This window comes from Paenibacillus tengchongensis (assembly GCF_008973665.1).
Classification (GTDB): Bacteria; Bacillota; Bacilli; order Paenibacillales; family Paenibacillaceae; genus Paenibacillus_AQ; species Paenibacillus_AQ tengchongensis.
In genome coordinates this window covers 369,414-395,672 of record NZ_WACP01000003.1, presented here as the reverse complement: position 1 = coordinate 395,672, position 26,259 = coordinate 369,414, and the positions used below count along the sequence as shown (strand labels likewise).

Genomic DNA, 26,259 nt, shown 5'->3' with positions numbered 1-26,259 from the left:
TTTACCGGTTGCCGGAGAAATGCTGCGCTGCTTCTTTGTATGCTCAGCCGAAGTTATCCAGAAATGGCGTGCCGTCTGCCAGTGATTGTTCCATTTGCTGCAAGTATTGCAATTGGCCCGGTGTTAAGCTGCTTTTATCGGCGTATAACCAATGATATGTAAATGAGAACAAATGTCTGTATTCAATGAAATACCTGATCTCCTGTAAGGATGGGGCATTGGGATTCCTCAGCAAGTACCCTTTTATGAATGCGTTACAGAACTCAGAAGCTAAAGACGTTCTGGCTCCGGGCACGGCGGTCTGAACTGCATGATAAACAGCAGTAGCAATATCATAAGCAAACCAATGATACTCGCAGTCGCCAAAATCCAGAATATACAGGGATTGTTCATGCACTAGCAAATTTCCGGAGTGAAGATCACCGTGAATTAGCCCATACCATCCCTCTCGCCGCGGAAGCTCGTTAAGTTCCTGTAGGTAATGGTCCCATCTCCTGCGGATTCCCGGGTTCCATTGCACGGAGTCCAGCTGACGCAGCACCTTATTCTCATTCCATTGAAGCAAGCCGTCACGTATCCCATACCGGGCCGCAGCCGCATGGATTTGCCCCATCGCTTCTCCCCAATGCATGAACAGATCTGAGTTCCAGACGCTCTGATCCGAAGGGCTTACCGTTCGCCCGTTTATCTTCTCGTACATTACGCAGCAATAGTTACTGTCAATGTGCCTGATAAAATCATTCCCGCTGATGCGCAGTGGCCTGGCAACCTTAACCCCCTGACCATGCAAAAAATGCTGCCATTCCACCTCCGCGAGCAAGCCCGCTTCGCTTGCTGCTGTCTTGTCTATAATCTTGAGGATGGAACCGGCCTCACCGTCAATTTCAAATACATTGCCGCTGTAGCCTCCGATCAGCTTGCAGTCAGCAGGCTTAATGCAAAGTGACAGCAAGGCTTTGTCCAGTATCTCCGCTTTCATGTACAGTCCTCCGTATCGTGATCATGATATAACCAGCAAGAAGAGCTAATTTGGAATATACTTCGCTGTCACACATTCCGGAGGGATCATTCCTGTCCTCCTTCCATGTATATCAGTCATAATTCCACACCAATGCCCCGACACGCTCTTTGGCAATGTGGATGATCTGTCCGGTGTGATAGTGCATTTCCCTGAACATGGCCATGACCATATTTAATGCAGTGGCTTCATTAACCACCTGGCTGTAGGTCAGCGGCGGCAAATTAAGATAGGGCTTCGACAGCCACAATTCCGGATCTGATCCGAGGGATTCGAGATACTGGATCATAATATCGAAAGCTTCAGCGGTCAGGCGCATTGCCTCTTCTTTCGTCATCATCAGTCCGCGTTCAAATTCCTTGTCCCGGTCTCTTGTGTCGGGAACTTGAAACATGACGGTCTCAATCCGTGAATGTACCGCTCCTCGGATATGTGCAACCAGATTCGCTATGCTGTTGCAGTCAACATTGGCTGCCCATACGATATCTTCGCCGCTTAATTGTGCCAGCGCCTGCAGCGTCCATTTCCGTTCGGAGCGGAATTTCACGAGTAAACTCTCCAATAATTCTGAAGCAATGTCCACTGGATCACTCTCCAACAACCATATTATTCCTTTATCTTAGCAAACATTTGTTCGTTATACAATGCTTGAGAAGTACGCGAGGTAATAACCTTTTTTCTATCATAAAATCTATTTTATACCATTTTATATATTGACTCTCAGATGTCAGAGTGGTATTTTGGTGAAGAAACCGGTTTCTCATTCCCTTTTGTGCAAACGTTTTGCCTAAGATCTGATTGCCCGGACGACCAGGCGGTTGCGCAGCCGCTTACGGCCGGGCAAGACAGCAACGGAGCAATGATTGCAGTATATTTTGAAAGGAGAAGCCTCATGAGACCTTACAGTAAACTACTTACCACCACAGCTCTTTCGTTCAGTCTGGTGCTCGGCATGGCCATGCCCGCCTCGGCAGCCCCGGATACCAGTGTAAGCAACAAACTGAATTACAGCACCGATGTAATTTATCAGATTGTCACCGACCGCTTTGTCGACGGCAATACCGCCAACAACCCGGCCGGCGCCGCCTTCAGCGCGAACAAATCGAATCTGAAGCTGTATTTTGGCGGAGACTGGCAGGGCATTATCAACAAAATCAATGACGGCTATTTAACCGGTATGGGGGTTACGGCCATCTGGATTTCCCAGCCGGTGGAGAATATCACCTCGGTCATTAACTATTCGGGTGTGAATAACGCCGCCTACCACGGCTACTGGGCTCGCGACTTCAAGAAGACGAACGCCGCTTTCGGCAGCTTCAGCGACTTCCAGAACCTGATCACAACGGCACATGCCAACAACATTAAAGTTATCATTGATTTTGCACCCAATCATACCAGCCCGGCTTCCTCCACGGATGCCAGCTTTGCCGAGAACGGTGCGCTATACAACAACGGCACTCTGCTCGCCAAGTACGGCAGTGATCCGAACAATCTGTTCCACCATAACGGCGGCACGGATTTCTCCACGATTGAAGACGGTATTTACCGTAACCTCTACGACCTTGCGGATATCAACCAAAACAACACCGCCATTGACACCTACTTCAAAGAAGCCATTCAGCTGTGGCTTAACATGGGCGTGGACGGCATCCGGTTCGACGCGGTGAAGCATATGCCTGAAGGCTGGCAGAAGAGCTACGTGTCCTCTATTTACAGCAGTGCCAATCCGGTCTTTACATTTGGGGAGTGGTTTCTCGGAGTTGATGAGATCAGCAGCGAGAATATCAAGTTCGCCAACAACAGCGGGATGCACCTGCTGGACTTCGCTTATGCGCAGGAAGTCCGCGAAGTGTTCAAAGACAAGACCGAAACCATGGTCGACCTCAACACCATCCTGTCCTCTACAGCATCCAGCTATAACTACCTCAATAACATGGTCACCTTCATCGATAACCACGATATGGACCGGTTCCAGGTGGCCGGGGCCAGCACGCGCCCGACAGAGCAAGCTTTGGCGCTTACCCTGACCTCACGTGGCGTACCTGCAATCTATTACGGTACCGAGCAGTATATGACCGGCGTCGGCGATCCGAACAACCGGGCGATGATGACAGGCTTTAATACCAATACCAATGCTTATAAGCTGATCCAGGCGCTGGCACCGCTGCGTAAATCTAATCCGGCCATCGCTTACGGCTCGACGACACAGCGCTGGGTGAACGATGATGTGTTCATCTTTGAACGCAAATTCGGCAAAAATGTCGCTCTCGTCGCCATTAACCGTAACCCATCGCTGTCCTATCCGATTACCGGCCTGCTCTCTTCGCTTCCAGCCGGAACCTATACGGATGTGCTCGGCGGCCTGCTGGGCGGCAATTCCATTACCGCAAGCTCTACCGGAGCGGTAACGAATTTCACCCTGGCCGCCGGGGGAACGGCGGTCTGGCAGTATACCGCAGCAGAGACAACCCCTACGCTTGCCAATGTCGGGCCGACGATGGGCAAGCCGGGCAACACCGTTACCATTGACGGGCGCGGCTTCGGCACCGGTGCGGGAACCGTATATTTCGGCACGACGGCGGTCTCCGGCTCGAATATTGTGAGCTGGGAGGACAGCCAGATCAAGGTGAAGATCCCGTCTGTTGCAGCCGGCAACACGGCCGTCTCTGTCAAGACAGCGGCCAATGTCACCAGCAACAGCTTCAGTAACTTTAAGGTGCTGACTGCGGAGCAGGTTACGGTACGCTTTAAAGTGAACAATGCCACTACGGCACTCGGCACCAATGTCTATCTGACCGGCAACGTCGCCGAGCTTGGCTCCTGGACGCCTGCTTCGGCCTTAGGCCCGCTGTATAATGTGGTGGAAGCTGCTTATCCGACCTGGTATTTCGATGTCAGCGTTCCGGCGGGCGCTTCCCTGCAGTTCAAGTTCCTGAAGGTGAACGGCAGCAGCGTGACCTGGGAGGGCGGCAACAACCATACGTACACCGCCCCTTCCAGCGGCGTAGGCTCGGTAACGGTTGACTGGCAGAACTAGGGCAATTATGTAAAAAGAGCAGCGGCCCTTCCCTAGAGGAGGGTGCCGCTGCTCTTTTATTGCAAAATTCTTAGGTGCCGCTTTATGGCCAGAATGGCGCTGAGATGCAGCCCCTCATGAAAAATCGTTCTGACCAGCACCTGGCTGACCGTGAACATCCCCATTTCCGTTTCAGGGAACACCTCCTCCATCCGTTCACCATACATTTGTCGGATAGCCGGCGGCTGCTGCCGGAGCAGGGTCTTAAGCTCAGCCATCGAGGGGGTAAGCTCCGCAAAATCTGCCGGATTCGTGCCATACCCGAACCACTTCATATACTCCGGGGGGATGGGCTGCCGCTCTCCGGTCAGCGCCTGCAGCCAAAGAAACTGATCGGTGTACAGATGCCCCAGATTCCAGCGGATATTGTTGTTAAAACCGGAAGGTATAATCTCCGCCTCAGCATCCGAAATATCCGCCACAACGCCAAGCAGCTCGCTGCGATACGCAGTCAACTGCTCAAACAGAACTGCATTTCCTCTTTCCACAGAAAACCTCCTCATCAGTTATCCGGCGTGCTGCCTGCTCCCTGCCGGCCGCCGAATTCCGGTCTGCTGCCGTTTCCTTGCCATGCTCCGTCCATGCCCTGGCCGGCTCCTCCGCGAACGCGGCCTCCGCCAATGCCCGGCTGGCTGCCGTACTGCGACCCTGATCCGGAGCTGTCAATATGCTGGGCGGTGATGGCCTCACAGGACGTTAAGAGCGCCGAAGCGAGCAGCGCCGTCATGATTAGCCGAAGCGGCTTACGAATGCGCATGCTGGGTCCCCCTCATCATACGTGGAATCATGTAGTGGTACAAGTCTTTGAAGCCCATACAGGATAGCACAATCAGCAGCGGATAAACCGGGAACAGATAACGCGATTTAATCTCCCAGAGAAGATAGAAGGCCACGAAGCCAAGGATCACCAGCACCAACGGGATTTCGGCAGTTCTGCCGGCCCTCAGGCTGCTGATCAACCGGAACAGAACGCCGGCGTACATCAGCAGATTCAAGGTATAGGCGAACCAGATCAAGCCTGTTCTATAGAGCGAACCTCCAGCGAAGGCATCTGTTGCGTAGGTGGTATAGCTGTAACGGTCCAACAGCATGCCGGCGCCCCGGCCCGAGCCGGCTGAACCGTCGTTGCCGATTCCATAGCGCTCCATCTGGTAAGTCCCTTCCGTCCAGGTCCAGATGAGCTTTTTATAATAGTTTCTCACCAGTTCGGCCCCGCCCGTCTCCGTGAGCGTGCTGCGGATATTATCTTTGAACAATTCAGCGCTGACTTCTTTGTTGTAGCCAGCTTCCCGCTGATAAATATTATAGCTCGCCCGGTTATCCCAGAATCCGAAGGTCTCCTGGTTGACACCCATATTCAGCCACATATATACCGGTGCAGAATTGGCGTTGACCGATTCGTCCACGGCACCGGTTGCCTGCAGCACGGCATTCTGTGTCCAGCCGGGAACATTGAAGAGTATCGAGATAATGCCGAGTGCAATCAATGTCTTCTTTAAACCGGTGGAATGCAGTCTCAGCAGCAGGCAGAGAACGATCGCAATCAGGAAGATGGCTCCGATACTGCGGAAGGCGTTGCCCAGCGCAAGAAGGACGGCACTTGCCAGAATGAATTTCAGCGACGGCCGGTTCATGAACCTGACGGCGAAATAAAGCGCCGAAGTCAGACAGGCGGTGGCAATGATGTCATTATAAATAAAATTGCTCATCAGGACAGCGGGGACGTAAAACGCCGCGAGCAGCAGCACACCGTAATTCCGCTCCCCCGTCTTGCCGCTTATTTCCCCGTAAAGCAAGTAGATTATGAGCGTAGTCACAAGCATAAAGAGCATATTGAATAGTTTCAGAACCACATAGTTGTCCGGAAAAATCTGCAGCAGTGTCTTCAAATACAGCACCGTCGAGAAATTGAACGGAAACATATGCAGATACCCTCCTGTCTGGAAGGAGGAATAATCATTCCGGTAGAGCATATCCAGCGCCAGGTTAAGCACCGTTTGGGAATCATCGGTAGGCAGACGCGGAAAAGCAAATATAACGGCAATCTGAACCGCCAGCGAACTAAGCAGGATAACCGGGATGATGATCTTGGGGCTGAACTTTGCCAGCATCCTGCCCAGACGGTACAGCCCGCAGCTGGCAGCCATAGCGATGATTGCCCACAATAGCAGCAGACCGGTCTGCTGACGCTCCAGCACAGGTGTATCGCCATATACGGAATAAATGTATTTGGCCCGGACCCAGAACGCGGACACGATGAATAGCGCCATGAACAGGGCCAGCAGGAGGTACAGGGACTGTTGAAATCTTTTGGTCATGAAACGACTCCTTTGCAGCTGATAGGATGGTTGTATTATAAACAGCCTACCTGAAAGCCAGATGAAAACGGGCAGACAGCGCTCCATAAAAGTGTTCTAAACCTAAAGGCACCTCCATGCGCGATGGAGGTGCCTTGATTTAATTCATTACGTTTAATGCTGCATGACTGCAAAATAGTTGTTCTCGTCATCGGCAAAGTTAAAGACCTTGCCCCCGCCCATCTCCACCATTTCCCCGACGGTGATGCCTTTTTCCTGAAAGCTGCGGTATAACCCCTCCACATCGTCCGAGTACAGCATAATTGAAGGTGTTCCCGTATTCAGCTCCGGTTCATGCCGGGCTACCCAAGCCTTATTCTGCAACACAAATGTAGTTGGCGCTCCCGCTTGCGGGGCGATCTCAATCCAGCGCAGCCCGTCGCCATGGTCCACTTCCTCTACCACCACAAACCCCACCTTGTCGCGCCAGAACCGCACGGCCTGATCCTGATCTTCCATGTACAGCATCACTTGTCCGATTTGCCTGATCATATGGATTCCCCCTGTTCAAAAGGCTTAGCAGCCCTGGTCCGATACCCTTTGTCCAAGCCTGGGCGCTTCCTTAATATAAACAAATAACAGGGATTCCGGCAAGTGTGCGGCCGCAGGGAATGGATGCTTATTTCGTTTCCTGCAACCCGGATCAGCCCTTCGGCGGATAAGGATCATTTCCGTAGCTGACCGAGTCGGAGATTTTGCCGTCCTTGTTATGGATTTTCAGCTCGGTTTCGGCTTTTTTGGCTTCCTCTCTGGCGCGTTCTTCAGCTTCTGCTTTGGTATCATGATGGCTGATTGTCTCGCCGCCCTGCTGATTGTCCCAGCCTCCGTCTGCATTCGGTGTCGTATGAACGTTGTTCTTGCGGTTGTCTTCCATGGTTGATATCCTCCCTTAATCGTTAGTATAAGTATTTCATTAATCCAGACCCAGATGTGCCGACCGTTTGCCGATAAACTGCAGGACGTCATCCAGGTTCTGCGGAGCCGCAGCGGCCAGCAGGTCTCCCCGCTCCCGCAGACGCTCCTCAATATTCAGCAGATGAAATGCCTTAGGGTCGGCATCCTGCCGCACTTCTTCCCAGGTCAGCGGAGTGCTGACCGTTGCTTCCGGGCGTCCGCGCGGTGTATACGGAGCGGACAGGCTTTTGCCTACCGCATGCTGGACATAATCGATATAAATCCTGCCTTGCCGGTCTTTGAGGCGGCGCTCTACCGTAAAGAGCTTAGGGTATTTGCCGCTCAGATAGTGTCCTGTAAAAGAACCCAGCTTTCGCAGCTGCGGGAAAGTGTAACCCGGCTTCAGCGGAACAATGATCTGCACCCCTGTTGCACCCGATGTTTTCGGCACGGAATGGATTCCCATGCCCTCCAGCGCCTCGCCGATCAGTGAGACCGCCTCCATTAGCTGACGTTCGCGGCCTTCGCTCGGATCAATATCCAGCACCCACTCCGCCGGCTCCTCTCCACCGATATATTCAAAGGACGGATGGAATTCCAGCGCATCGAGATTCCCCAGCCACAGCAGTGTGGAAAGAGAATTGAGATGGACATACCGGACGGTGTTATGATCGGCGGTGTCGACGAAACCGGGGAGAGGCTCCGGCGCATTCTTCTGGTTAAAAGGGCTTCTCTCCTACCCCGACAGGAAAACGGATGGTCGTCAAATACCGGTCCCTGCAATAGGGGAGCAGGTACGGCGACAATGCGATCAGCTTGCCGAGATAATCCGCTTTGCGGATGCCCTGCTCCGGCCAGAGCATCTTGTCCGGATGGGTAACGGCGATGCGGTTGCCTTCAACCTCCAGCTCGTTCGCGCTCATAACTTTATCCCCTCCAGCTCCTGAAGCTTCGGCTGTCTCAGCAGTCCGGCTTCGGTGATCTCCCGCCCGGTGACCTGGGCGGCCAGCGGCTGCTTCAGCCAGCGGATGCCTCTGCCCCGCAGGCCTGCCGGTGCTCCGGCCGGAAAATAATCCCGGGCGGCACCGCTCTGGTCGAGCTGCGCCAGCTGCGCTTTGGCGGTCTCGTTCAGTCCCGACGAGATGCGCCCGAAATAGCGCCCGTCCCTGGCCATCGCCAGGCTGGACAGTCGCCCTTCTTTATACAGCACCGCTACAATCTGGGCTTCATAATGAAAAGAAGCTTTGCGCTTGAACCAGTCGGCGTGCTCCTTGCCTACCCGGTAAGTGCTGGTGCTGCGCTTGGCGATTACACCCTCCCAGCCGTTGCGGAGCACCCAGTCCCACAAGGCCTCGCCGTCTTGGAAGGTGTCCGCCAGATAGAGTGGCGGCCCCCACTCCCGCGCCAGCTCATTCAGGCGGCGGTTCCGCTCGGCAAACGGCAGCCCGCGCAGATCCTGCCCGGCCTCATAGAGTAGATCGAAGAGCACATACTGCACCGGCTGCAGCCGGGCTGCCCGCGCAATCTGCTGCGGGTCCTGCAGCTTGTCGCGCTTCTGCATCAGCTGGAAGCTGGGACGGCCGGAAGTCGGCTCCAGAATAACGGCTTCCCCGTCCAGCACAAAGCTGCCGGGCAGCCGCGACAGCGCCTCCGCCAGCTCGGGGTAGACGGCCGTTTTGGGCAGCATTTGCTTCGACCACAAGGCTGCCCGGCCGTCTTGCACCATCGATATGGTCCGGAAGCCGTCCCATTTCAGCTGGTAGCGCCATTCTCCGCCCTGCGGAAGCTTCGGGACCAGAATCGGCGACATGGGCAGCAGCGGCTGCATGGCTTAGGCACCGGTACGCTTGGACCGCCCTTTGCTGCGGCTCTTTGCTGCCTGCCCCTTGGCTTCCTTGCGCGCTCCTCCGCCCTTATCCGTATGGTCGGCGGGATTCAGCTGCTTGAGGCTCGCCTGCAGCGCATCCATCAGGTCAAGCACATTGCCGACCTTCTCTTCCGGCGCGGTCTTGATCTCCCGCCCTTCAATCTTGTCCTCGATCGCTTCCATTAGGCGTTCGCGGTACTCGTCTTTATATTTCTCCGGCTCGAAATCCCCGGTCAGCTGACCGATCAGCGTCTTCGCCATGTCCAGCTCCCGGCGGTCCACCTTCTCATCGTCCGGCAGACCCGGAATCTGTGAGCGGTCGCGGATTTCCTCTTCATAGAACATCGTCACCAGCGATAAAACACCGTCCACGACCCGCACTGCGGCGAGGCTGCTCTTCTGGCGGATCGTCACGTTGGCGATCCCGATTTTCTCAGTCGCTTTCAGCGCCTCTACGAGCAGCCTGTAAGCATGAACCCCAGTCTCCTCGGGGGACAGATAATAGGTCTTCTGGTAGTAAATCGGATCAATGTCGGCGAGATCGACGAAATCAAGGATCCGGATCTCCCGTGAGGTCTCGGAAGCCAGCTCCTCCAGCTCTTCCTTATCGAAAGTGACGAAATGGCCTTCCTCATATTCGTAGCCTTTAACAATATCACTCCAGGCCACCTCCTGCTCGCATTTCGGACAGGTGCGGCTGTAATGGATCGGCTCGTTGTATTCGCGGTGCAGCATCCGCAGCGGAACGTCATTGTCCTTCGTTGCGGTGTACATTTTGACGGGAACATTGACGAGACCAAAGCTGACGGCGCCTTTCCAGATCGTCTGCATACCGGTAACCTCCTTACCTTCTCTAAGATGACATGCCAATTATTAACCTCACCTATCGAAAGGCAATCAAGGACAGCGACTAAAGGCAGGAATACGGGATGTAGGCAAGACTGCGTGAGAAATGGGTTTTTTCTATAAGTTCGATAATTCTCTAAACTCTGTATTAGATTTATATATATATGTGACATCAATGTACTGGTAATATTTAAATGTATCCAATTTGCTGTAAGGGTTGCTGGTATGGGACTAGCGACTAGCATATTAAAATTTCCGGAGGCATAATACAATGAAAAAGCTTCTTTTGATTATATCTGTTTGCTTTCTTTTAATTGGATGTTCAAATAACAAAGTAGTCAGCAGCAATAATATGTCCAATAGCGATCCGGTGACTTGGTTAACAATAGATGGAAATAAATACTATTATACAACTACTTACGACAGTATGGATGAGACCACACTGGCTGATACGGGAAACATAACTGACAGTGAAGATGGAATTCAGCCTGGTCTTAAAATCTACAAAAGCAATGTCTTCGAAGACCGTTACTTCATAAAAAGCCAAGATTATGAAAACGCATGGCGGGAATATAAATTACGGGAATAGGTATAAGAGTAGAAAGGATTGTAAGGAGGTAAATCGGATGAGCGGCAGATCAAAGGGAACGAGGGCGGTCTTTCTGGACCGGGACGGAGTGCTTACCGAGGTCAGAACCAGACGGGTCTGCTATGTCAATCAGCCGGAGGACGTCCATCTGTTGCCCGGTGCTGCTGAGGCGGTAGCCGGACTGCATGAAGCGGGATACAAGGTGTTTATTGTAACGAATCAGGGCGGTGTCGGCCTGGGACACATGAGCCTTGAGGATCTTGCAGCAGTGCATGAACGCCTGGAGGCGCTGCTGGCGGAGAGCGGCGCGTATATCGATGAGATTGCAGCCTGCACTCACCGGCCTCGTGCGGGCTGCCCCTGCCGGAAGCCGCAGCCCGGCATGCTTCTGGAGCTGGCGTCGCGGCATGGCATCAACTTGGCGCAGAGCTATATGGTCGGCGATATGGCCTCCGACATTCGGGCCGGACAAGCGGCCGGCACGATGACGGTACATATCGCCAGCCGCAAGGGCCGGCCTGCCGGGGCGCCGGCTGCGGAGCTGACCGCAGGCTCGCTGCTGGAAGCTGCGGTGCTGATCATCCGCCGGCTCGCGTCCGGGGAACCGGCTGCACAAACGGAACATTCATGACTTGCATGTCCGAATACTCACCGCTCTGCAGGCGGAACACAGCGGGAATCGTCCGGTGATCACAAAAGACAAAAAACCGGTCCTCCGCAAGACTAGCCTGCGGGGACAGGTTGATGAAGGATTCATGATTTTTACGGGTAAATATTGCCGCGTTAACGGATGATCTGCTGCAGCTCTTCGGACGTAACCTCCACCTGCGGCTTGAAATCGGCAGATTTCATATAGCTGCCGAGGCTGGACAGAAATTGTCGGCCTTCTACCGTCCCGCTCACTCTGTCCGCATCCAGCGGACAGACCAGCAGGTTGCCGTTGCCGACGCGGCATTCAAACAGGAAGCCGAGCTTGTGGTTGCGTTCGAAGTTGTCGATGGTCTGAACGATCGGGCTAAGCTCCTTGGCTGTGCCGTCCAGAATCAGCGACTTTGAATTCTCGACAATGTTCCACCACGGATACGTGGAATGGATCGCCGACAGGAAATCGCGCAGCGCCGGGTGGCTGTTGTCAATCAGGAGCCCCATGGTACCTACAGGTACCGGACGGTTCATGCTCTCGGAGATGGATCGGAACATCGGATAACACCAGAAATCCGTGCAATAGAAGCCTTCCACCGCATTTTGCAGCGAATCCGGTTTCGGCATCAGCAGCACATTGGCCCCCTGCTCAAGAGCGGCCAAGGCTTCCGCCGATAAGGTCTCAAATACCTGAACACCATCCAGTCCATTGCCTTGCTGCTGCGGATAGATCCACAGGTCATACGATTTGCGGATATCGGTGCCGACAATCTGCAGTGACAGCGCTGCCTGGGTCATACGTTTGACGTCCGGCAGGGTCAGTTCGATTCCGCCGATTTCGATGTAGTTGGAGCCTGCTGCAATAGCGGAGCTTTCCCCGCCTTCGGCCAGCACTATACCGTCCACTGTCAGCTGCCAGTCCAGCTTGAGCTCATCCGGCGATCCGCTGCGGAACCAGCTCAGTTCTACCTGTGCACGGAAATCTTCCCCGGCGGCATAATTGTACTTCGGAAATCTGGCCAGCAGAACAGCGTCATTACAGAAGGTACGCCATTCTTCAGGGGTAATCAGACCTTTGGAATCCATGAATGCATCGAGAATACCGACCAGCGCCGTACCCTGCCCGCTGAAATCCTGAAGATCAAGCAGCTGGAACCCTGCCAGTCTGCGGGAACGGAAGGCTGCTTCCAGTTCTTCTTTATAACAATCGACGGCCAGCTGTCCGGAGTTCGTGAAGAACGCTTCCGCCAGATGCCCGAGGCCCTTGCTTTCCAGCCGTTCACGGAAGATTACGAAGTTCTCGGCTTTGATGGAGCCTGTATATTTCTCAATTTCCGCGAAATTTGGGAAGGTGGCGTACTGGCCGATTTCGTGGGAGATGACCGGCATATCCGGAATCCATTCCCCCGACTCCTCACCGGCGTTCACCGTTTTTGCTTCTGTGCCGTATTGAATCTGGATTTCGCCACCGGTTTCGGTAAGCGCTGCTCCGCTCTGTCCGAAGTCTGGAGGAACAATCTGGTCATCGTAATCCTTGAGTGTACCCGGCACAGCGGTCTGGACATGTCCAAGCGGCGCATCGCACATGGCATAGGAGCCTCTGAACAGCCGGTCCCGCGTAAACCGTACACCGCAGAAGAAGTCATCGTGTTCCAGAATTTCCGGCACCCACTGGTGGTTGTTCGAGCCTTGGGTATACAATGGTCTGTTGTCGTACTCCTTGTACGCTTTGAGGATGCCGTCAATCCGCGAACGGCTGCCCCACAGCTCATTACCCAGCGACATCATTACAAAGGACGGATGATTGCCGAACGCCCGCAGCATGGCGTAGCCTTCGCTGACGAGATAATCCTGCTCCGCCTGGTTATGCCCCTCGTCGCCTTCCTCGGTGATCGTTCCCCAGAACGGAAGCTCCGGTTCCATATAAATCCCCAGCATATCAGCGGCTGTAAACGCAGCTTCCGGCGGGCAGCATGTGTGGAAGCGGTAATGGTTGAAGCCGTACGACTTGGAAATGCCGAGAATTCGCACCCACTCTTCCACATCGGTCGGCGCATAGCCGGTCAGCGGGAAGATCAGGCCGTCATGCTTGCCGCGCAAAAAGGTCTTCTCACCGTTAATGGTGAATTTGTCACCGGCCGCTTTGAACTCGCGCAAGCCGAAGACCAGTTCATGGTGGTCGGATACAGTACCCGCCCCGTCTTTAACGGCAATATGGATATGGTAGAGGTTCGGTGCAAACTCGCTCCAGAGCAGCGCATCCGTTCCCAGTCCATATTCAATCCGGAATACACCCGGCTCTGCGGTGTACTCAAGCTCCGCTGCCTCGTGCTCCGATTCGCTGTTGAAGCTCTTGGCCGAGACGGACAGCGTTGCCGCAAGGCCGCCTTCCAATGTGCCTGTGATGCGGACCGCACGGGCGGCCAGATCGGCATCGAGCCGGATGCCGCTTACATAAGAAGCGCCGGCGAATTGCAGCTCCATGCGGCCGGTGATTCCGTTCCAGTTCGTTTGTGTATCCGGTGAAGTCAGATGACCGCCCTTGGTCGGATACCCGACATTGGATACGCGCACCGTTATTGTCTGCCGTCCGGCCTGCAAGTGGCCGGTAAGATCGTAGACATGGGCAGTGTTGAGGCTGTCGCGGCTGCCGAGCTCCTGCCCGTTCAGCCAGACCGTCGTCATTCTCGTCCGTTCCAGATAGAGAAAGCAGGTCTGTCCGGCAAGCACTTCCGGAATTTCGATTTCCTTGGAGAACCAGGCATGTCCCTCAAACAGATAGTGATCCGTCAGCGAGCCAATTAATTTCTCTTCATTCTTTGGGCCTTTGCGGGCATGGGAGGTCGTTCCCGGTAAGGTGATGACATCGTCGTACTGCTCCTGCAGCGGCAGCTCCCGCCCTTTCGGGTCAAGCAGCAGCTTCCATTCGCCTTCCAGGCTGATCTTTGTGTGCACAGTGCTCACTCCTACTCTTATCATCGTTCTGAACCATTATATCTATTTGCGCGGACAGATGTAAATCTTGCAAATTCCCCGCTGACCCTTGCTAGTTTTAAACCGCAACAGGCTTTGAAAACTGTACGCCTTAATATTACACGGTTTGGCGATTCGTTCCCGCTGGTAAGCAGTGGCGACAGCCACTATATCATGACGGACCATACCAGCTGGACGGAAGGCTTCTGGTCAGGAATGCTGTGGCTAAGTTATGAATATAGCAAAGCCCCCGAACTGCAGCTGTTCCAGGCCTGGGGACCGGAAGATGACCCCGATAATGGCGGACGGATCATTATTGACTGCCTGCTGAATCTTCCGCTGCTTTACTGGGCTCAGAGCAGACCGGAGATTCCCGGTATGCCGAATGCGCCAGGCTGCATGCCGGGAAGAGCCGGCGCTCCCTCGTCCGGGGCGATTATTTCTTCCTGGAGGCATTGCTGCGCGTACAGCAGGGAATACCGGGTTACTGGTACGAGCGCTAGAAGCGTGTACCGCCACACTTTCCAATCAGGCAGCTTCCTCCGGGGAGCTGCCTGTTGATGTTTTGTATTTTTGCAGGCCAGTCTTTATACTTAATAGAAGTTGGATCTTTAGGGAGCCGTGTCAGGATATGAATAAACAGGCGGGGATGCCGTTTGAACCCGGTTCATGGATGTACTCGCATAAGCAGCAGGATGAAGAATTGGCACTTACATCATGCCCATCGCGGCATTGAAATTTTATATATTTATAAAGGCCAGGGCGAGATCATGGTGGAGAATCTGACCTATCCGATCCGGGATCATACGCTTGTGTGGTTTCAGCCCTACCAGCTGCACCGGGTTACGGTGCCATCTGCTCCGAGCCGCACCTATATCCGGACCAACCTGCACCTTCGATCCCGGCTTTTTGGAGCGTCATTTGGGGGTCTTTCCCATCCTGCAGCGTTTTTTCCGCAACATGCGTAAAGGAATGGTAGCCAGGCAAGTCTTCTATTCCCTGGAGCATGCGGCGATGTCCGGATTGCTGGAAGAGCTGCAGCAGGCGGCGGCCGGTGCGGATCCCGTCGAGGAAGAGAAGCTCGCCCTGCTGATGCTGCGCCTGGTCCTGTTCATTGAGGAGCAGGCAAAGGACGCCATAGTTCCGGGCCTGTCATCCGCTTCACGGACAGTTACCCACATAGAGCGGATTACCGAATGGCTGGATGAGCATTATAAAGAACCGTTCCGGCTGGAAAGGCTGGCGGAGCATCTTCATCTGTCGCCGTATCATATTTCCCGGATTTACAAAGACGGTGCCGGGATGACGCTTACGGAATATCTGGTCCGGCGCCGGGTCAGGGAAGCCTGCAGACTGCTGGCGGACACCGGCTTTACCGTTAAGGAGATTGCCGCAGAGCCGGGCGGTCTTTCCCCTTCCTATTTCAGCCAGATGTTCCGAAAGGCCAAAGGCATGACGCCTGGACAATATAAGTCAAGCATCCGCTGATGTAAGCACCAGCTTTATGAAATGGAGGCTTAGCCTTGAATTCCTTACCCGACCCTCATAAGAAAAAAGCGCGCGGCCGCTTCGCCCCCTCCCCGTCCGGCCTGATGCACATCGGCAATGCGCTCGCCGCCCTGCTCGCCTGGCTGCAGATCCGCAAGCTGCAGGGCAGTCTTGTGCTGCGCATTGAAGATATCGATACCGCCCGCTGCCGGCCCGAGTTCGCTGAGGCCGCAGTGCGCGATCTTCACTGGCTGGGGCTGGACTGGGATGAAGGCCCCGCTGCCGGCGGCGCATCCGGTCCCTATGTGCAGAGCGAGCGGCTGGAGCTTTACCGGCAGGCGCTGGACCGCTTGTCTGCGGACGGCCTGCTCTATCCCTGCTATTGCAGCCGCCATGACATTCTGGCCGCCGCCGCCGCGCCGCACGGCCTGGCTTCGGAAGGCCCCGTCTACCCGGGGACCTGCCGGAATCTGCCGGCGGAAGAAGCGGCGGAGCGCGCCAGCCGCAAGCTCCCTTCGCTGCGCTTTGCCGTGCCGTACCGGGAAATCCGCTTCACGGACGGGGTCGCCGGCGAGCGTACAGTGAACGCCGCAGACGGCGGCGACTTCATCGTCCGGCGGGCTGACGGGATATACTCCTATCAGCTGGCCGTCGTCGTGGACGACGCTCTGATGGGTATTACCCATGTGCTGCGCGGAGCCGATCTGCTCGATTCGACGCCGCGGCAGCTTCTGCTCTATGAAGCCTTGGGCTACAAGGCTCCCGGCTTTGCCCATGTTCCGCTGATGATGGGCCCGGACGGACGCCGTCTGGCCAAGCGGCACGGCGGAATTACGCTGGCCGAGCTCAGGGCAGCCGGCGCTGCGCCGCAAGACATCACAGGCTGGCTGGCCTGGATCGCCGGCCTGCTTCCCGAACCCGCACCTTTGCCGCCGGCGGAGCTCGTTCCCTTATTTGACCTCTCTGCCATACATAAAGAGAACATCGTTGTTACGGCGGAGATGCTAGTCAGGCTTCATCCTTCGCTTGGCTAATGTTAACGGCCACGATATAGGTGGATTTTGGCACACTAATTTAGCCGTTTTTGCGGATTCGAAACATCTAATTGGACTATCGCATCTTAATTTGGACGGTAATGGCTAAATATTAATTTTCGTCTATATTAGGTGGCGACTATCCAACTAGATCTACGCTAAGCTCCAAACAGGTGAAAATAGGTAGAGATTTTCCAACTATTTTAGTTGAACAAAAGGAATTCGAAGGGGTAGTTTGTATCTGGAGGAGCGATTGCGTCCGCCTACAAGCTATTTTCCGGAAATCTCAAATTGCAAGGGCAGGCAGTTCCTTGTTAAACAAATAGTCTGCCCCAGGGCAGCCGGCTTTGCGGCTGACGGGACAGACTATTTATTGCGGATTCATCAAGGATTATTGATACAACTGGCTGCTGTTGCCGGCAACAGGATTGTCATACTGGCTGACATATTGCTGAATCCGCTCTTGATCTTCCGGTACGACCTGATACATTGCGCCGACCTTTTGAATCATCGCCGGATCAGCCGGCTCAAGTGCATAATACCCTTTCTGAACCATGTACTGCCAAACATCGTAAGCATGCGAGCAGCTCATCATAAAAGCGGTCTGGCAGAAGGAACGGATTTCCGGATTGGCCATTTCCATCGCTGTCCAGGCATATTCCCGGCCGGCCCGTTTCAGGGTCAGCAAATAAGAGGTTGCCATTTCACGGTCATTGAAATTGTCGACAGAGATTCTAGGCTGCGCGGGCGGATACTGCAGCAGGTTCGAGCTTGTCAGATCCTGCAGCGCCCGGTCCTCTCTGAGGAGCGGAAGCTCCCTTCTGGCCCCTTCCTGCTGGTTGAGAAATTCAACCTTCATATTATAGTCGCGGACATGAAAGGGAAAATGTTTCTCTACCAGGCTCTTAAGTGCCGGATCGGCGACATGGTCAAGCATATAAGCCATACTGGTAATTGAATTCACACAGCTCATTGTCAATTCATTCAGATCGTTCAGCTCGTGTGCGGCAAGTTTCATCGTTATTAGGCTCCTTTAACGGTTAATGTTGGCTTTATCCCTCTTATCCTGCGGAGAGAGGCCGCTAAATATACCGCAACGATTGGAGCCGCAGATAAAAGACGCAGACCGGCTGCAGCTATACGCTATGGCAAACGCGTGAGCTTGGAGACAATAGGTGTACGCGGCTTCACTGCCGGCACATCCTCCGGATAACCGATGCCGAAGACGCCGATTACGTCATAATCCTCCGGGACGCTGAGGATTTCCCGGTTCTGGGGCAGCGCTCCAAGTGAAGCCCAGTATGCGCCTACGCCCTCTTCGTGGGCAGCCAGCAGGAAGTTCTGTACAAAGCAGGCCGAAGCCATTACATTCTCGTCGCGTTCGATGGCGCTGGAACCTTGCTTGGACAACACCGCAAGTACGACGGGAGCATGTCCGAAGTCGGTCTTGTGGTTTAACCGGGCCCGGGTATCCGGTCCGAGGAGCTTCATCTCCCACGGCTCGGTCAGCCGGTGGTTGGGAGCATAGCTTGCGGCTTCCAGCCAGGACAACAAGTCGGACTCCGCTACCTCATCCGGCTTGAAGGCTTTTATGTTGCGGCGGCTGCGGATCACATTAATGATGGACATAGAGTGCACCTTCCTTATTTATGAGATTATCTTACCGGCATATTAGTTGTATACAATCGTATACGGATATAGATTTGTATAAGATTGTATTCATTTTCAATGGCTGATGTCAAGCTGGCGTCTAAAATGTAAACGCTATATTAATCCCGGCTGATGCTTTAATCCGCTTACCTGAACGCATGTTATACTCGGCTCACACCCTACGATCAGGAGGTTCACATGACAAAGAATCAGCAAAGCGGCGCTTATTTTACCCATTTATACCGGAACGTGTTTGCAGAAGCGGGATACAGCGAAGAGACCCTTGCGGCGAGGCTTGAGCAGACGTGGAGCGAATTGTTCTACGGAGAGCCGGATGTGCGCATCTACTACCCTGCCGGAGAGGATAAGGCCTACATTCTGGATACCGGCAATCAGGATGTTCGTACTGAGGGTATGTCTTACGGGATGATGATGGCCGTTCAGATGGACCGAAAGGATGAATTTGACCGGCTGTGGAATTTCGCCAAGACGTATATGCAGCATCAAGAGGGCCGGTACAAGGATTACTTCGCCTGGCACTGCCGTACGGACGGCACCCGTCTATCCTCCGGACCGGCCCCGGATGGAGAGGAATTTTTCGCGCTGGCGCTGTTTTTTGCAGCGAACCGCTGGGGAGACGGCAGCGCACCATACAACTACTCAGAGCAGGCAAAAGCTATACTTCGGGCATGCCTGCATCAAGGGGAGCAAGGCCCCGGCAATCCCATGTGGGATGTGTCTACTAAGCTGATTAAGTTCGTTCCGGAAGCGCCGTTCAGCGATCCTTCCTATCACCTGCCGCATTTCTATGATCTGTTCGCCCTCTGGGCGGATGAAACGGATCGGGGATTCTGGCATGAAGCGGCGGCAGCCAGCCGCGCTTATCTGCAGCTGGCCTGCCACCCGCTGACCGGCCTGTCCCCGGAATACGCCAACTATGACGGCACCCCCGCCCCTGTCCAGGCCCACGGCGACTTCCGCCATTTCTATAGCGATTCCTACCGGGTCGCCGCAAATGTTGCGCTGGACTGGGAATGGTTCAGGCAGGATCCGTGGCAGGTAGTGCAGTCGAACCGGATCCAGCGTTTCTTCCGGGACATAGACCCGGCAGAATACCGGCGCTACACCATCGACGGTCAGCCTATGGACGAACCTGCGCTGCATCCCGTCGGTCTGCTTGCTACCCTCGCCATGGCTTCACTGGCCGCCGACGGTCCCGATGCTGCTCCATTCGTCCGGCTGTTCTGGGATACGCCGCTGCGCCGCGGCGAACGCCGTTATTATGACAACTGCCTGTATTTTTTCAGCATGCTGGCACTTAGCGGCAACTACCGGATCTACGAATAAACCAAAACGAAGCTGTCTCCACGCCATAGAATGGCTGCCGGGGGGCAGCTTCGTTTCTGCCGGCCTTCATGGTTAAGCTGAGGTGGACGCTCCGCAAACTTATGGGTGTTTCAAAACCATCTCTAATTCTTCTTGAATACCTGACTTACATAATTAAAGATAAAAACTTCCTCTAATTTCACATAAAAAGCCGATTCGGCTGAACGACACTGAATTAGAGGCAGAAAATCACTTTATTTCATTGCCGACCTGCTCCGGGTGAGGCGCCTACCCGATTATTATTTACATCCCAGCACCCACTAGCTTTCCAGAATCACCTTGTTCCATTTCTTCTGCCAGGCAATATCGTCCCAGAACGGATGATGCGGCGCACAGTTGGAGCAGAGCGTCAATCCCCAGAAGCCCAGCGACATTCCCTTCAGCAGGGCGTATTCGGCAATGAATTTGCCGACCGGCCCTTCCTCGAAGCCCGCGAGCAGCGGCGTGTAACCCACGTACCCCTCTCCGATAACTACCGGAATGCCGTGCCGTGCCGCCCATTCATGCGCTTCTTCCAGGCGCGTGTCGGCTTTTTCCAGCATGGCGATTTTGTGCTGCCCGTATTTGTCGTAGAGAAAGAGATCCCACTTCACCGGGTCCGCCCAGTCGTGCAGATAAATCAGGCGCAGTCCGACAGGGTTGCCCTCCATCCGCCATTCCTGACCGGGCGGCAGCTGCCACTCGCTGAACGGGGGCGCGTCGTCCCGGAGCATCTTCCGCACGAATTCATTCGGAAACTCCGAGTCATCCTCCAATCCGGCGGCTGCGGTCAGTTCATTGAGCACCCCTTTGATATAAAGATGAAAATGGGCCACCTCCAGATTATCCGGAAGATAAGCCTTCGGATAAGCCTCATTCAGCGTATAGCTGGCGGTGATCAGAATATCGGGATGGGCAGCCCGCAGAAAGTCGACGGCTTCCCCGACATAAGGCCGCACTGCATGCACCAGTCCGGGAACATCAGCCTGTGAAATCCCCTGGGCCGTTCCGACTGCGGTCAGCTGGCCGAACTCCACCTCATTGTGCAGTTCTGCATATACGATCTGATCACCGTAACCGGCATCCTTCACATAGCGAATCAACTGGTCCATCGAGCGGGCAATAGCCATACAGCGGTCTTCGGGCGGGATGGCGGCCAGCTCGTCCCGCAGCGCGGGATGTGCCAGGAAGCTCGGACTCTGCTGATATTCCCACGATGATAGCATAATATAGCAGCCATGCGCCTTGGCCTGCTTGAACAGCTCCAGCAGATGCGCATGCCCGTCAAGCACGGCACCCCCGCGGCAGTTATACCAGCGCGTACGCTGACCGACGGCCCCCAGGCTGCCGAACTGCAGCGGACCCGGACGCTTGCCCTCCGCCGTGAACAGCAGGAAAGGCATCGCACAAATGCGGATTGTATTATATCCGCGTTCCACTGCCTCCTTGAAACGCGCTTCGAGCTCATGGTAAGGCTCACCCGGCAGCGTCATCGTATACCAGGAGAAATCCCACATCGTGATCGTTAATTTCTGCGGGAGTCTGCTGAATTTATTTGTCATGTCTGTCCCTACTTCCTGTTTCTGTGAAATGGCTTACATTAGTATGAGTGTAATGGAACATCTGACCTCAGGGCAATTCACAATGAACGGATTTTAATGGATTATGTTCGTAATGGCATGTGAAAATATGTAATTTTTATAGGAAAATTAGTAGAATTATGGGGGTTTACGCATGAAACTTGAAGATTTTATACTAAGTAAGCGTTACCATATTATGGTCATTTACTAACCGGTAAAGGAAGGTGAAGCCCGCTGCGGATTCTGCAAAGCTCTCAGGCTTGATTTCAAAATCTTAAGGAGGATATGTATGAAGAAAAAGTCCAAGTTTCTAAGTGTGGTTTTGGTAGCATTGGTGGGCATCTTTTCAACGTTTGGCGTAGCCTTCGCAGCGACCTGGTCTTCCACGGCGCAATATGGCAGCTGGTCGAACGGCGGATATACCGTTTATAACAATATCTGGGGAAGCGGCGCGGGTTACCAGTCCATCTGGGCCAATTCCTATGGCAACTGGGGCGTATGGGCCCAGCATCCGGCTACAGGCGGAATCAAAGCTTATCCGAACAGTAGCCGGGAAGTCAATACGAAGATGAGCGCGCTGAAATCGGCAAGCAGCAGCTTTAATGTAAGCGTTCCCAGCAGCGGCGCCGCCTTTGTCTCCGCTTACGATATTTGGGCCGGCAGCAATGACGCTTATGAAATTATGCTATGGATGAACTATGCGGGCGGCGTAAAGCCGATCTCTGCAAACTGGAATGCTGCCGGGAACCCGGTTCCCTCCTTCACCAATGTATCCGTAGGCGGACACACCTGGAATGTCTATAAGGGCAGCAATGGATCGAATGCCGTCTTCTCTTTTGTCAGAACCAGCAATACAAGCTCGGGGACGGTCGATATTCTGGCCATTATGAACTGGATTAAAGGCAAAGGCTGGTTCGGCGACGAGGTTCTGAACCGGGTGCAATTCGGCTATGAGATTACCTCCTCTCCTGCCGGCCTGGATTTCCAGACCAACAGCTATTCGGTAAGCTATACCAAGTAATCTCCCGGACGATGCAAAGAACCGCCAGCACGGGCTGGCGGTTCTTTGACACTGGTTCAGCACAGGCCTGACGTAACGCACCGGCCAAACCTTTTTAGATGACGAATGCCTTAGAGATGATTACCAGCAGGATGAACAGTACAAGAATCGCTGTTGCCGATGTCCAGCCGCCGTAGCCTGCTCCATTTTCGTTGCCCATGTGCTCGCCCTCCCTTGTAATTGAGTACAGCTTAACTTATGCGGCAAATGATGACTGAGACTGGGTTATCCGGCAGTTCCTTCAGCGTTCAGCCAGACGGGTCAGCTCGATGCCCCCGCATACTTGCGCAGACTCCGGTTGAACAATAGGGACGCAGCCGCAAACAGAACCAGCATCAGCAAAAAACCGGCCGCAAGCGTTACAGGCTCGGCTCTTTGCATCAGCACTTCCGCCGGAGTGGACACGATAAACCCGACCGGAAACACCCAGGTGAGCACCAGCTTAACCGGCCTGGGATAGATGCTGACCGGATATTTGCCCGTCTGCAGCACATCCCCCATAATCCAAAGTACATAAGTCCCCCTGTACCAAAAAGCGACCGAGCTCAGCAGCAGCATCAGCGAATATAACAGGCCCAGCGCGATAACCAGCGACACCAGAAACATCCCCAGCACAGCAGCAGTCAGCGATGCTTCCATTTGGCTTACGGCAAACCCTATCACACCCAAGCTAACGGCAATATCCAGCAGCGGCCATACGGACCACTCGCGCACACTGATGTAGTATTGCTTGGACAACGGCTTCAACAAAGTATAATCAAAGTTGCCTGTCTCAATCTCGCCGCCCATTCCGCCCAGCTTGTGCAGACTCGGACTGATTACAAGCCCGTTGACCGCCAAGACCAGCATATAGACACCCAGGACGGCAAGCGTCTCCGCTTTGCTCCATCCGTTCAAATTGTCGGTTGCCTGAAAGAGTACGGCAATGCCCCCGATCCCTCCGGCCAGCGATAATCCGGTGCTTAAGAGCCTCATGACTGCATTCAGCCGGTAAGCCGATTCGTTCTGGATCGCCGCCCGGATAAAAGTACCGAGTAAACGTAAATATCTCATGTTGCTCACCCTCCCGTTGCCGAATATTTCCGGGTACCCTTGTTCGTCAACACATACGTCAATATGGCGAGGAGCAGAATCCAGCCCGCCATGACCGCGAAGCCGCTGCGGATTTCAGCCATGGACAGCTTGCCGAGCACTGCTTCAACCGGAAAAGAAGCCATATAACGGTAGGGCAGCTGCATAGCGAGCTTCTGCAGTCCGGGGGGGAACAAGGCCAGCGGAGCCACTTGCCCGGCCAGCAGAAACACCAGCGTGTCATTGACCTGCAGCAAGGCATTCGATTGCTGGGTCCAGAAAGCCAGCAGTGAGATGGCATACGCCAGAAGGAAGCGGAGCAGCATCGCCAGCAGCAGTGCGGCGGCGGCAAGCCCCAGTGAGTCCGCTGCGATGGTCAGCTTTACTTGAAAACCAAAGCCGAACAGCGTCACAACCGCAGTTACGAATGGCAGGCAGACGATTTTGACAGCAAATTCGGTTCCCAGCGCATTATAGATGAGAGGTACCGGCCGCAGCAGCTCTGCGGAGATCGTTCCGTTATGGATATGTTCGGCCGTCGTCCAGTGCGTCGTCGGGTAAGTGGCCTGGTTTACCACGATCAGACACAGATAGTACAGAATAAAATCGTTCCGGTCATAGCCCCCGATGACGCCCCCCGCAGCCGCTGCCTGCCATACCAGGAGATAGATGACCGGCGCCGTCATCCAGCCCAGCGCGAGCGTCCAGAAGAAACCTTTTTCGGACAGATAACCGAACAATTGACCACGGATCAGGGCCAGCCCTCCGCGCAGATTCATCCGAGTCCCCCCTCTGTGTAAATCTTATCGATAACCGCTTCCATAGGCGGGTCGGCAATGCTGAAGTCAACGATATTGTACAGGCTCATCAGCAGCCCGCTGGCGGTTACCGCATCCTGTTTCTTGACGCGCAGCATATATTCATTGTCTTTGCGTTCCGTCAGCTCCGCCTCAATTCCCTGCGAGACCAGCTCTTCCTGCGTCAGCTCTGCCTGGTCCAGCGTCAGCTTTACGATTTTGAACGGCGTAATCATTTCCTGCAGCTTGGCCAGCTTCCCGTCGTATACCAGCTCTCCCCCGTTGATCAGCAGAACCCGTCCGCAAAGTGAAGTAACGTCTGACATGTAATGACTGGTTAAAATGACCGTAGCGCCGAAACGGCGGTTATATTCCCGGATATATTCGCGCAGTCTGAGCTGCATTGTTACATCCATCCCCAGCGTCGGCTCGTCGAGATAGAGTATTTCCGGCTGGTGCAGCAATGCCAAAGCGAATTCGCATTTGGAGCGTTCGCCGAGCGACAGATTCCGCGACCGTTTCGGCAGCAATTTGGCAAGATCCAGCAGGTCGCACAATTCCGCCAGATGCCGCTTGAATACATCCGAAGGCACACCGTAAATTTCTTTGAAAATGTACAGGGTATCATAAACCGTGTTGTTCCATTGCAGCTGGCTGCGGTTGCCCATAAGCATGCTGATCTTGCTTAAATATTGCGTTTTGCGTTTCCAGGGAGTATGCCCGGCTGCATCCACGCTGCCTGATGTCGGATACAACAGACCGGACAGCATTTTCAGTGTGGTCGTCTTCCCCGCACCGTTTGGGCCGATAAATCCGACCATCTCCCCCCGTTCAATCTGAAAGCTGACATCCCTCACCGCCTGCACTTCATCAAACCGGGGCCGGAACAGGCTCCGCACAGCAGCGCCCAGACCCGCTTCCCTAACCGGGACGCGGTAAGTTTTGGTCAAACCATCTGCAGCAATATGTACACTCATGCCGCTCCTCCTTTCATGTGAGATCACAAGAAGATTAGCACGATAACTTATAGTGGTGGGCAATGGGAGGGTTGCGCATTGATAGATACTGCCGGATATGCTTTACTGGGACAATATGATCAGTTTCAGGAGGGACGGCATTGGACGGAAAATGGGGTTATTTCGAGATTACCCTGGAGGGAATCATGCGGAGCCGGGGCTTCGACAGCCGGCGTCTTGCGCAAGCGGCGCATTTCCAGCAGCAGCAGCTGAAGCAGTATATCGCAGGCAAAGTTACACGGCCGGATCTTAACGTTCTTGCCCGGGTATGTGCCGTACTCGGATGCGGGATCGGGGATGTGCTGAAATATGTACCTCCGCAGATCAAATGGGAGCCCAAGGTTAATGAAGCAGAGCGGTATACGACCGGTGAACTTTCCAAAATCGCGGAGGTGCCGCCCAATACGGTCCGCTTTTATGAGAAGGTCGGCCTCATCTCCCCCGTGGAACGGGCGCAGAACGGTTACCGGCAGTTTACGCCGCTGCATCTTTTGCAGCTAAGGATATGCCGCCTGATTTTTAAAGAACCCTATGCCGGAAAGCGGCTGCGGAATTCGTCGCTCACCGTGCTTCAAGCCCTGAAGGAACGAAATCTGCCCAAAGCCAGCGGCTGCGCCGAAGCCCATCTGCGGACAGTAGAACAGGAATATGCCGCCGCCCTGGAGACCGCGTCCCTGCTGAAGCAATGGACCGAACGCCGGGAGCTTCCGCAGAGCGGACAGCGGTTTAACCGCAAAGAAGCCGCCTCAATGCTGGGCGTGACGGCCGAGGTCGTCCGCAACTGGGAACGGAACGGGCTGATCACTGTCCCGCGGGCCGGTTCCGGACACCGGCGTGTCTATGGCGACGACGAAATCGCCAGATTGCGCCTTATTTACATGCTGCGGCAGAACCATTACAGCATCGCGGCAATCCGGCGCAGTCTCGCCCGGTTTG

At 54.4% G+C, this 26,259-nt stretch carries 26 protein-coding genes and 2 pseudogenes; 10 read left to right on the top strand and 18 right to left on the bottom strand.

Features of this window, described 5'->3' with window-relative positions:
• Positions 1 to 43 precede the first annotated feature (43 nt).
• Together F1381_RS07435 and F1381_RS07430 are read right to left on the bottom strand one after the other, a co-directional pair.
• The gene (locus F1381_RS07435) at positions 44 to 979 is read right to left on the bottom strand and encodes a phosphotransferase enzyme family protein (protein ID WP_151734180.1); all 936 of its coding nucleotides are present in this window, start codon (positions 977 to 979) and stop codon (positions 44 to 46) included.
• 112 nt (positions 980 to 1,091) lie between these two features.
• Positions 1,092 to 1,601 (bottom strand): DUF1572 family protein, encoded by a 510-nt coding sequence (locus F1381_RS07430; RefSeq protein ID WP_281349885.1) that lies wholly within the window; start codon positions 1,599 to 1,601, stop codon positions 1,092 to 1,094.
• Between the two features lie 309 nt (positions 1,602 to 1,910).
• Between F1381_RS07430 and F1381_RS07425 the strand changes: the two genes are divergently transcribed.
• Positions 1,911 to 4,055, top strand: a complete 2,145-nt coding sequence (locus F1381_RS07425) for an alpha-amylase family glycosyl hydrolase (RefSeq protein WP_151734178.1) — start codon at positions 1,911 to 1,913, stop codon at positions 4,053 to 4,055.
• Positions 4,056 to 4,111: 56 nt separating this feature from the next.
• On the opposite strand, the gene F1381_RS07420 is transcribed toward F1381_RS07425, so the two are convergent.
• The 8 genes and pseudogenes from F1381_RS07420 to ku all read right to left on the bottom strand — a co-directional run bounded on the left by F1381_RS07420 (position 4,112) and on the right by ku (position 10,043).
• The gene (locus F1381_RS07420) at positions 4,112 to 4,582 is read right to left on the bottom strand and encodes a DinB family protein (protein WP_151734177.1); all 471 of its coding nucleotides are present in this window, start codon (positions 4,580 to 4,582) and stop codon (positions 4,112 to 4,114) included.
• Positions 4,583 to 4,596: 14 nt separating this feature from the next.
• Positions 4,597 to 4,851, bottom strand: coding sequence for a hypothetical protein (locus F1381_RS07415; protein ID WP_151734176.1), 255 nt, complete (start codon positions 4,849 to 4,851; stop codon positions 4,597 to 4,599).
• Complete coding sequence (locus F1381_RS07410; RefSeq protein WP_151734175.1) at positions 4,838 to 6,412, bottom strand: glycosyltransferase family 39 protein; 1,575 nt, start codon at positions 6,410 to 6,412, stop codon at positions 4,838 to 4,840. Before F1381_RS07410 ends, F1381_RS07415 begins: the two co-directional genes overlap by 14 nt.
• A gap of 153 nt (positions 6,413 to 6,565) precedes the next feature.
• Positions 6,566 to 6,943 (bottom strand): VOC family protein, encoded by a 378-nt coding sequence (locus F1381_RS07405; protein WP_151734174.1) that lies wholly within the window; start codon positions 6,941 to 6,943, stop codon positions 6,566 to 6,568.
• A gap of 151 nt (positions 6,944 to 7,094) precedes the next feature.
• Positions 7,095 to 7,325, bottom strand: a complete 231-nt coding sequence (locus F1381_RS07400; protein ID WP_151734173.1) for a DUF2188 domain-containing protein — start codon at positions 7,323 to 7,325, stop codon at positions 7,095 to 7,097.
• A 39-nt stretch (positions 7,326 to 7,364) separates the two neighbouring features.
• Positions 7,365 to 8,268, bottom strand: a pseudogene (locus F1381_RS07395) (DNA polymerase domain-containing protein).
• On the bottom strand, positions 8,265 to 9,173 hold the full coding sequence (locus F1381_RS07390; protein ID WP_151734172.1) for an ATP-dependent DNA ligase: 909 nt from the start codon (positions 9,171 to 9,173) through the stop codon (positions 8,265 to 8,267). Before F1381_RS07390 ends, F1381_RS07395 begins: the two are co-directional and overlap by 4 nt.
• Positions 9,174 to 9,176: 3 nt before the next feature.
• Positions 9,177 to 10,043: a non-homologous end joining protein Ku gene (gene ku / locus F1381_RS07385; protein WP_151734171.1), complete on the bottom strand. Its 867-nt coding sequence runs from the start codon at positions 10,041 to 10,043 to the stop codon at positions 9,177 to 9,179.
• A gap of 286 nt (positions 10,044 to 10,329) precedes the next feature.
• Here ku and F1381_RS07380 point away from each other — a divergent pair, with 286 nt between their 5' ends.
• Together F1381_RS07380 and F1381_RS07375 are read left to right on the top strand one after the other, a co-directional pair.
• Complete coding sequence (locus F1381_RS07380) at positions 10,330 to 10,647, top strand: hypothetical protein (RefSeq protein WP_151734170.1); 318 nt, start codon at positions 10,330 to 10,332, stop codon at positions 10,645 to 10,647.
• A 37-nt stretch (positions 10,648 to 10,684) separates the two neighbouring features.
• Entirely contained in the window at positions 10,685 to 11,278 is a 594-nt protein-coding gene (locus F1381_RS07375; RefSeq protein ID WP_151734169.1) for a D-glycero-alpha-D-manno-heptose-1,7-bisphosphate 7-phosphatase, read from the top strand.
• A gap of 152 nt (positions 11,279 to 11,430) precedes the next feature.
• Here F1381_RS07375 and F1381_RS07370 read toward each other — a convergent pair whose 3' ends face one another.
• Positions 11,431 to 14,244 (bottom strand): glycoside hydrolase family 2 TIM barrel-domain containing protein, encoded by a 2,814-nt coding sequence (locus F1381_RS07370; protein WP_151734168.1) that lies wholly within the window; start codon positions 14,242 to 14,244, stop codon positions 11,431 to 11,433.
• Positions 14,245 to 14,325: 81 nt separating this feature from the next.
• Here F1381_RS07370 and F1381_RS28160 point away from each other — a divergent pair.
• From F1381_RS28160 to gluQRS, 4 genes and pseudogenes are all read left to right on the top strand, one after another.
• Positions 14,326 to 14,699 (top strand): annotated as a pseudogene (locus F1381_RS28160) (hypothetical protein); the annotation flags it as partial.
• A 258-nt stretch (positions 14,700 to 14,957) separates the two neighbouring features.
• Positions 14,958 to 15,230, top strand: a complete 273-nt coding sequence (locus tag F1381_RS29245) for an AraC family ligand binding domain-containing protein (protein WP_187355231.1) — start codon at positions 14,958 to 14,960, stop codon at positions 15,228 to 15,230.
• On the top strand, positions 15,223 to 15,750 hold the full coding sequence (locus F1381_RS07355; protein WP_151734166.1) for a helix-turn-helix transcriptional regulator: 528 nt from the start codon (positions 15,223 to 15,225) through the stop codon (positions 15,748 to 15,750). Before F1381_RS29245 ends, F1381_RS07355 begins: the two co-directional genes overlap by 8 nt.
• 35 nt (positions 15,751 to 15,785) lie before the next feature.
• Positions 15,786 to 16,784, top strand: coding sequence for a tRNA glutamyl-Q(34) synthetase GluQRS (gene gluQRS / locus F1381_RS07350; RefSeq protein WP_281349884.1), 999 nt, complete (start codon positions 15,786 to 15,788; stop codon positions 16,782 to 16,784).
• 391 nt (positions 16,785 to 17,175) lie between these two features.
• On the opposite strand, the gene F1381_RS07345 is transcribed toward gluQRS, so the two are convergent.
• Both F1381_RS07345 and F1381_RS07340 read right to left on the bottom strand, forming a co-directional pair.
• The gene (locus F1381_RS07345) at positions 17,176 to 17,802 is read right to left on the bottom strand and encodes a spore coat protein (protein WP_151734165.1); all 627 of its coding nucleotides are present in this window, start codon (positions 17,800 to 17,802) and stop codon (positions 17,176 to 17,178) included.
• Positions 17,803 to 17,927: 125 nt separating this feature from the next.
• A complete protein-coding gene (locus tag F1381_RS07340) occupies positions 17,928 to 18,413 on the bottom strand; it encodes a nitroreductase family protein (RefSeq protein ID WP_151734164.1) in 486 nt (161 codons plus the stop codon).
• Between the two features lie 219 nt (positions 18,414 to 18,632).
• Between F1381_RS07340 and F1381_RS07335 the strand changes: the two genes are divergently transcribed.
• Positions 18,633 to 19,781 (top strand): family 8 glycosyl hydrolase, encoded by a 1,149-nt coding sequence (locus F1381_RS07335; protein WP_151734163.1) that lies wholly within the window; start codon positions 18,633 to 18,635, stop codon positions 19,779 to 19,781.
• A gap of 299 nt (positions 19,782 to 20,080) precedes the next feature.
• On the opposite strand, the gene F1381_RS07330 is transcribed toward F1381_RS07335, so the two are convergent.
• Complete coding sequence (locus F1381_RS07330) at positions 20,081 to 21,361, bottom strand: cellulase-like family protein (protein ID WP_151734162.1); 1,281 nt, start codon at positions 21,359 to 21,361, stop codon at positions 20,081 to 20,083.
• A gap of 307 nt (positions 21,362 to 21,668) precedes the next feature.
• On the opposite strand from F1381_RS07330, the gene F1381_RS07325 reads away from it, so the two are divergent.
• Positions 21,669 to 22,400, top strand: coding sequence for a GH12 family glycosyl hydrolase domain-containing protein (locus F1381_RS07325; RefSeq protein WP_151734161.1), 732 nt, complete (start codon positions 21,669 to 21,671; stop codon positions 22,398 to 22,400).
• A 94-nt stretch (positions 22,401 to 22,494) separates the two neighbouring features.
• On the opposite strand, the gene F1381_RS28565 is transcribed toward F1381_RS07325, so the two are convergent.
• From F1381_RS28565 to F1381_RS07310, 4 genes are all read right to left on the bottom strand, one after another.
• A complete protein-coding gene (locus F1381_RS28565) occupies positions 22,495 to 22,599 on the bottom strand; it encodes a YjcZ family sporulation protein (RefSeq protein WP_222850424.1) in 105 nt (34 codons plus the stop codon).
• A gap of 101 nt (positions 22,600 to 22,700) precedes the next feature.
• Positions 22,701 to 23,492: an ABC transporter permease gene (locus F1381_RS07320; protein ID WP_151734160.1), complete on the bottom strand. Its 792-nt coding sequence runs from the start codon at positions 23,490 to 23,492 to the stop codon at positions 22,701 to 22,703.
• Between the two features lie 5 nt (positions 23,493 to 23,497).
• Positions 23,498 to 24,289, bottom strand: coding sequence for an ABC transporter permease (locus F1381_RS07315; protein ID WP_151734159.1), 792 nt, complete (start codon positions 24,287 to 24,289; stop codon positions 23,498 to 23,500).
• Positions 24,286 to 25,284, bottom strand: a complete 999-nt coding sequence (locus F1381_RS07310; protein WP_151734158.1) for an ABC transporter ATP-binding protein — start codon at positions 25,282 to 25,284, stop codon at positions 24,286 to 24,288. The genes F1381_RS07315 and F1381_RS07310 overlap by 4 nt, the downstream gene beginning before the upstream one ends.
• A gap of 140 nt (positions 25,285 to 25,424) precedes the next feature.
• On the opposite strand from F1381_RS07310, the gene F1381_RS07305 reads away from it, so the two are divergent.
• On the top strand, positions 25,425 to 26,259 hold an 835-nt coding region (locus F1381_RS07305), incomplete at its 3' end, for a MerR family transcriptional regulator (protein WP_151734157.1).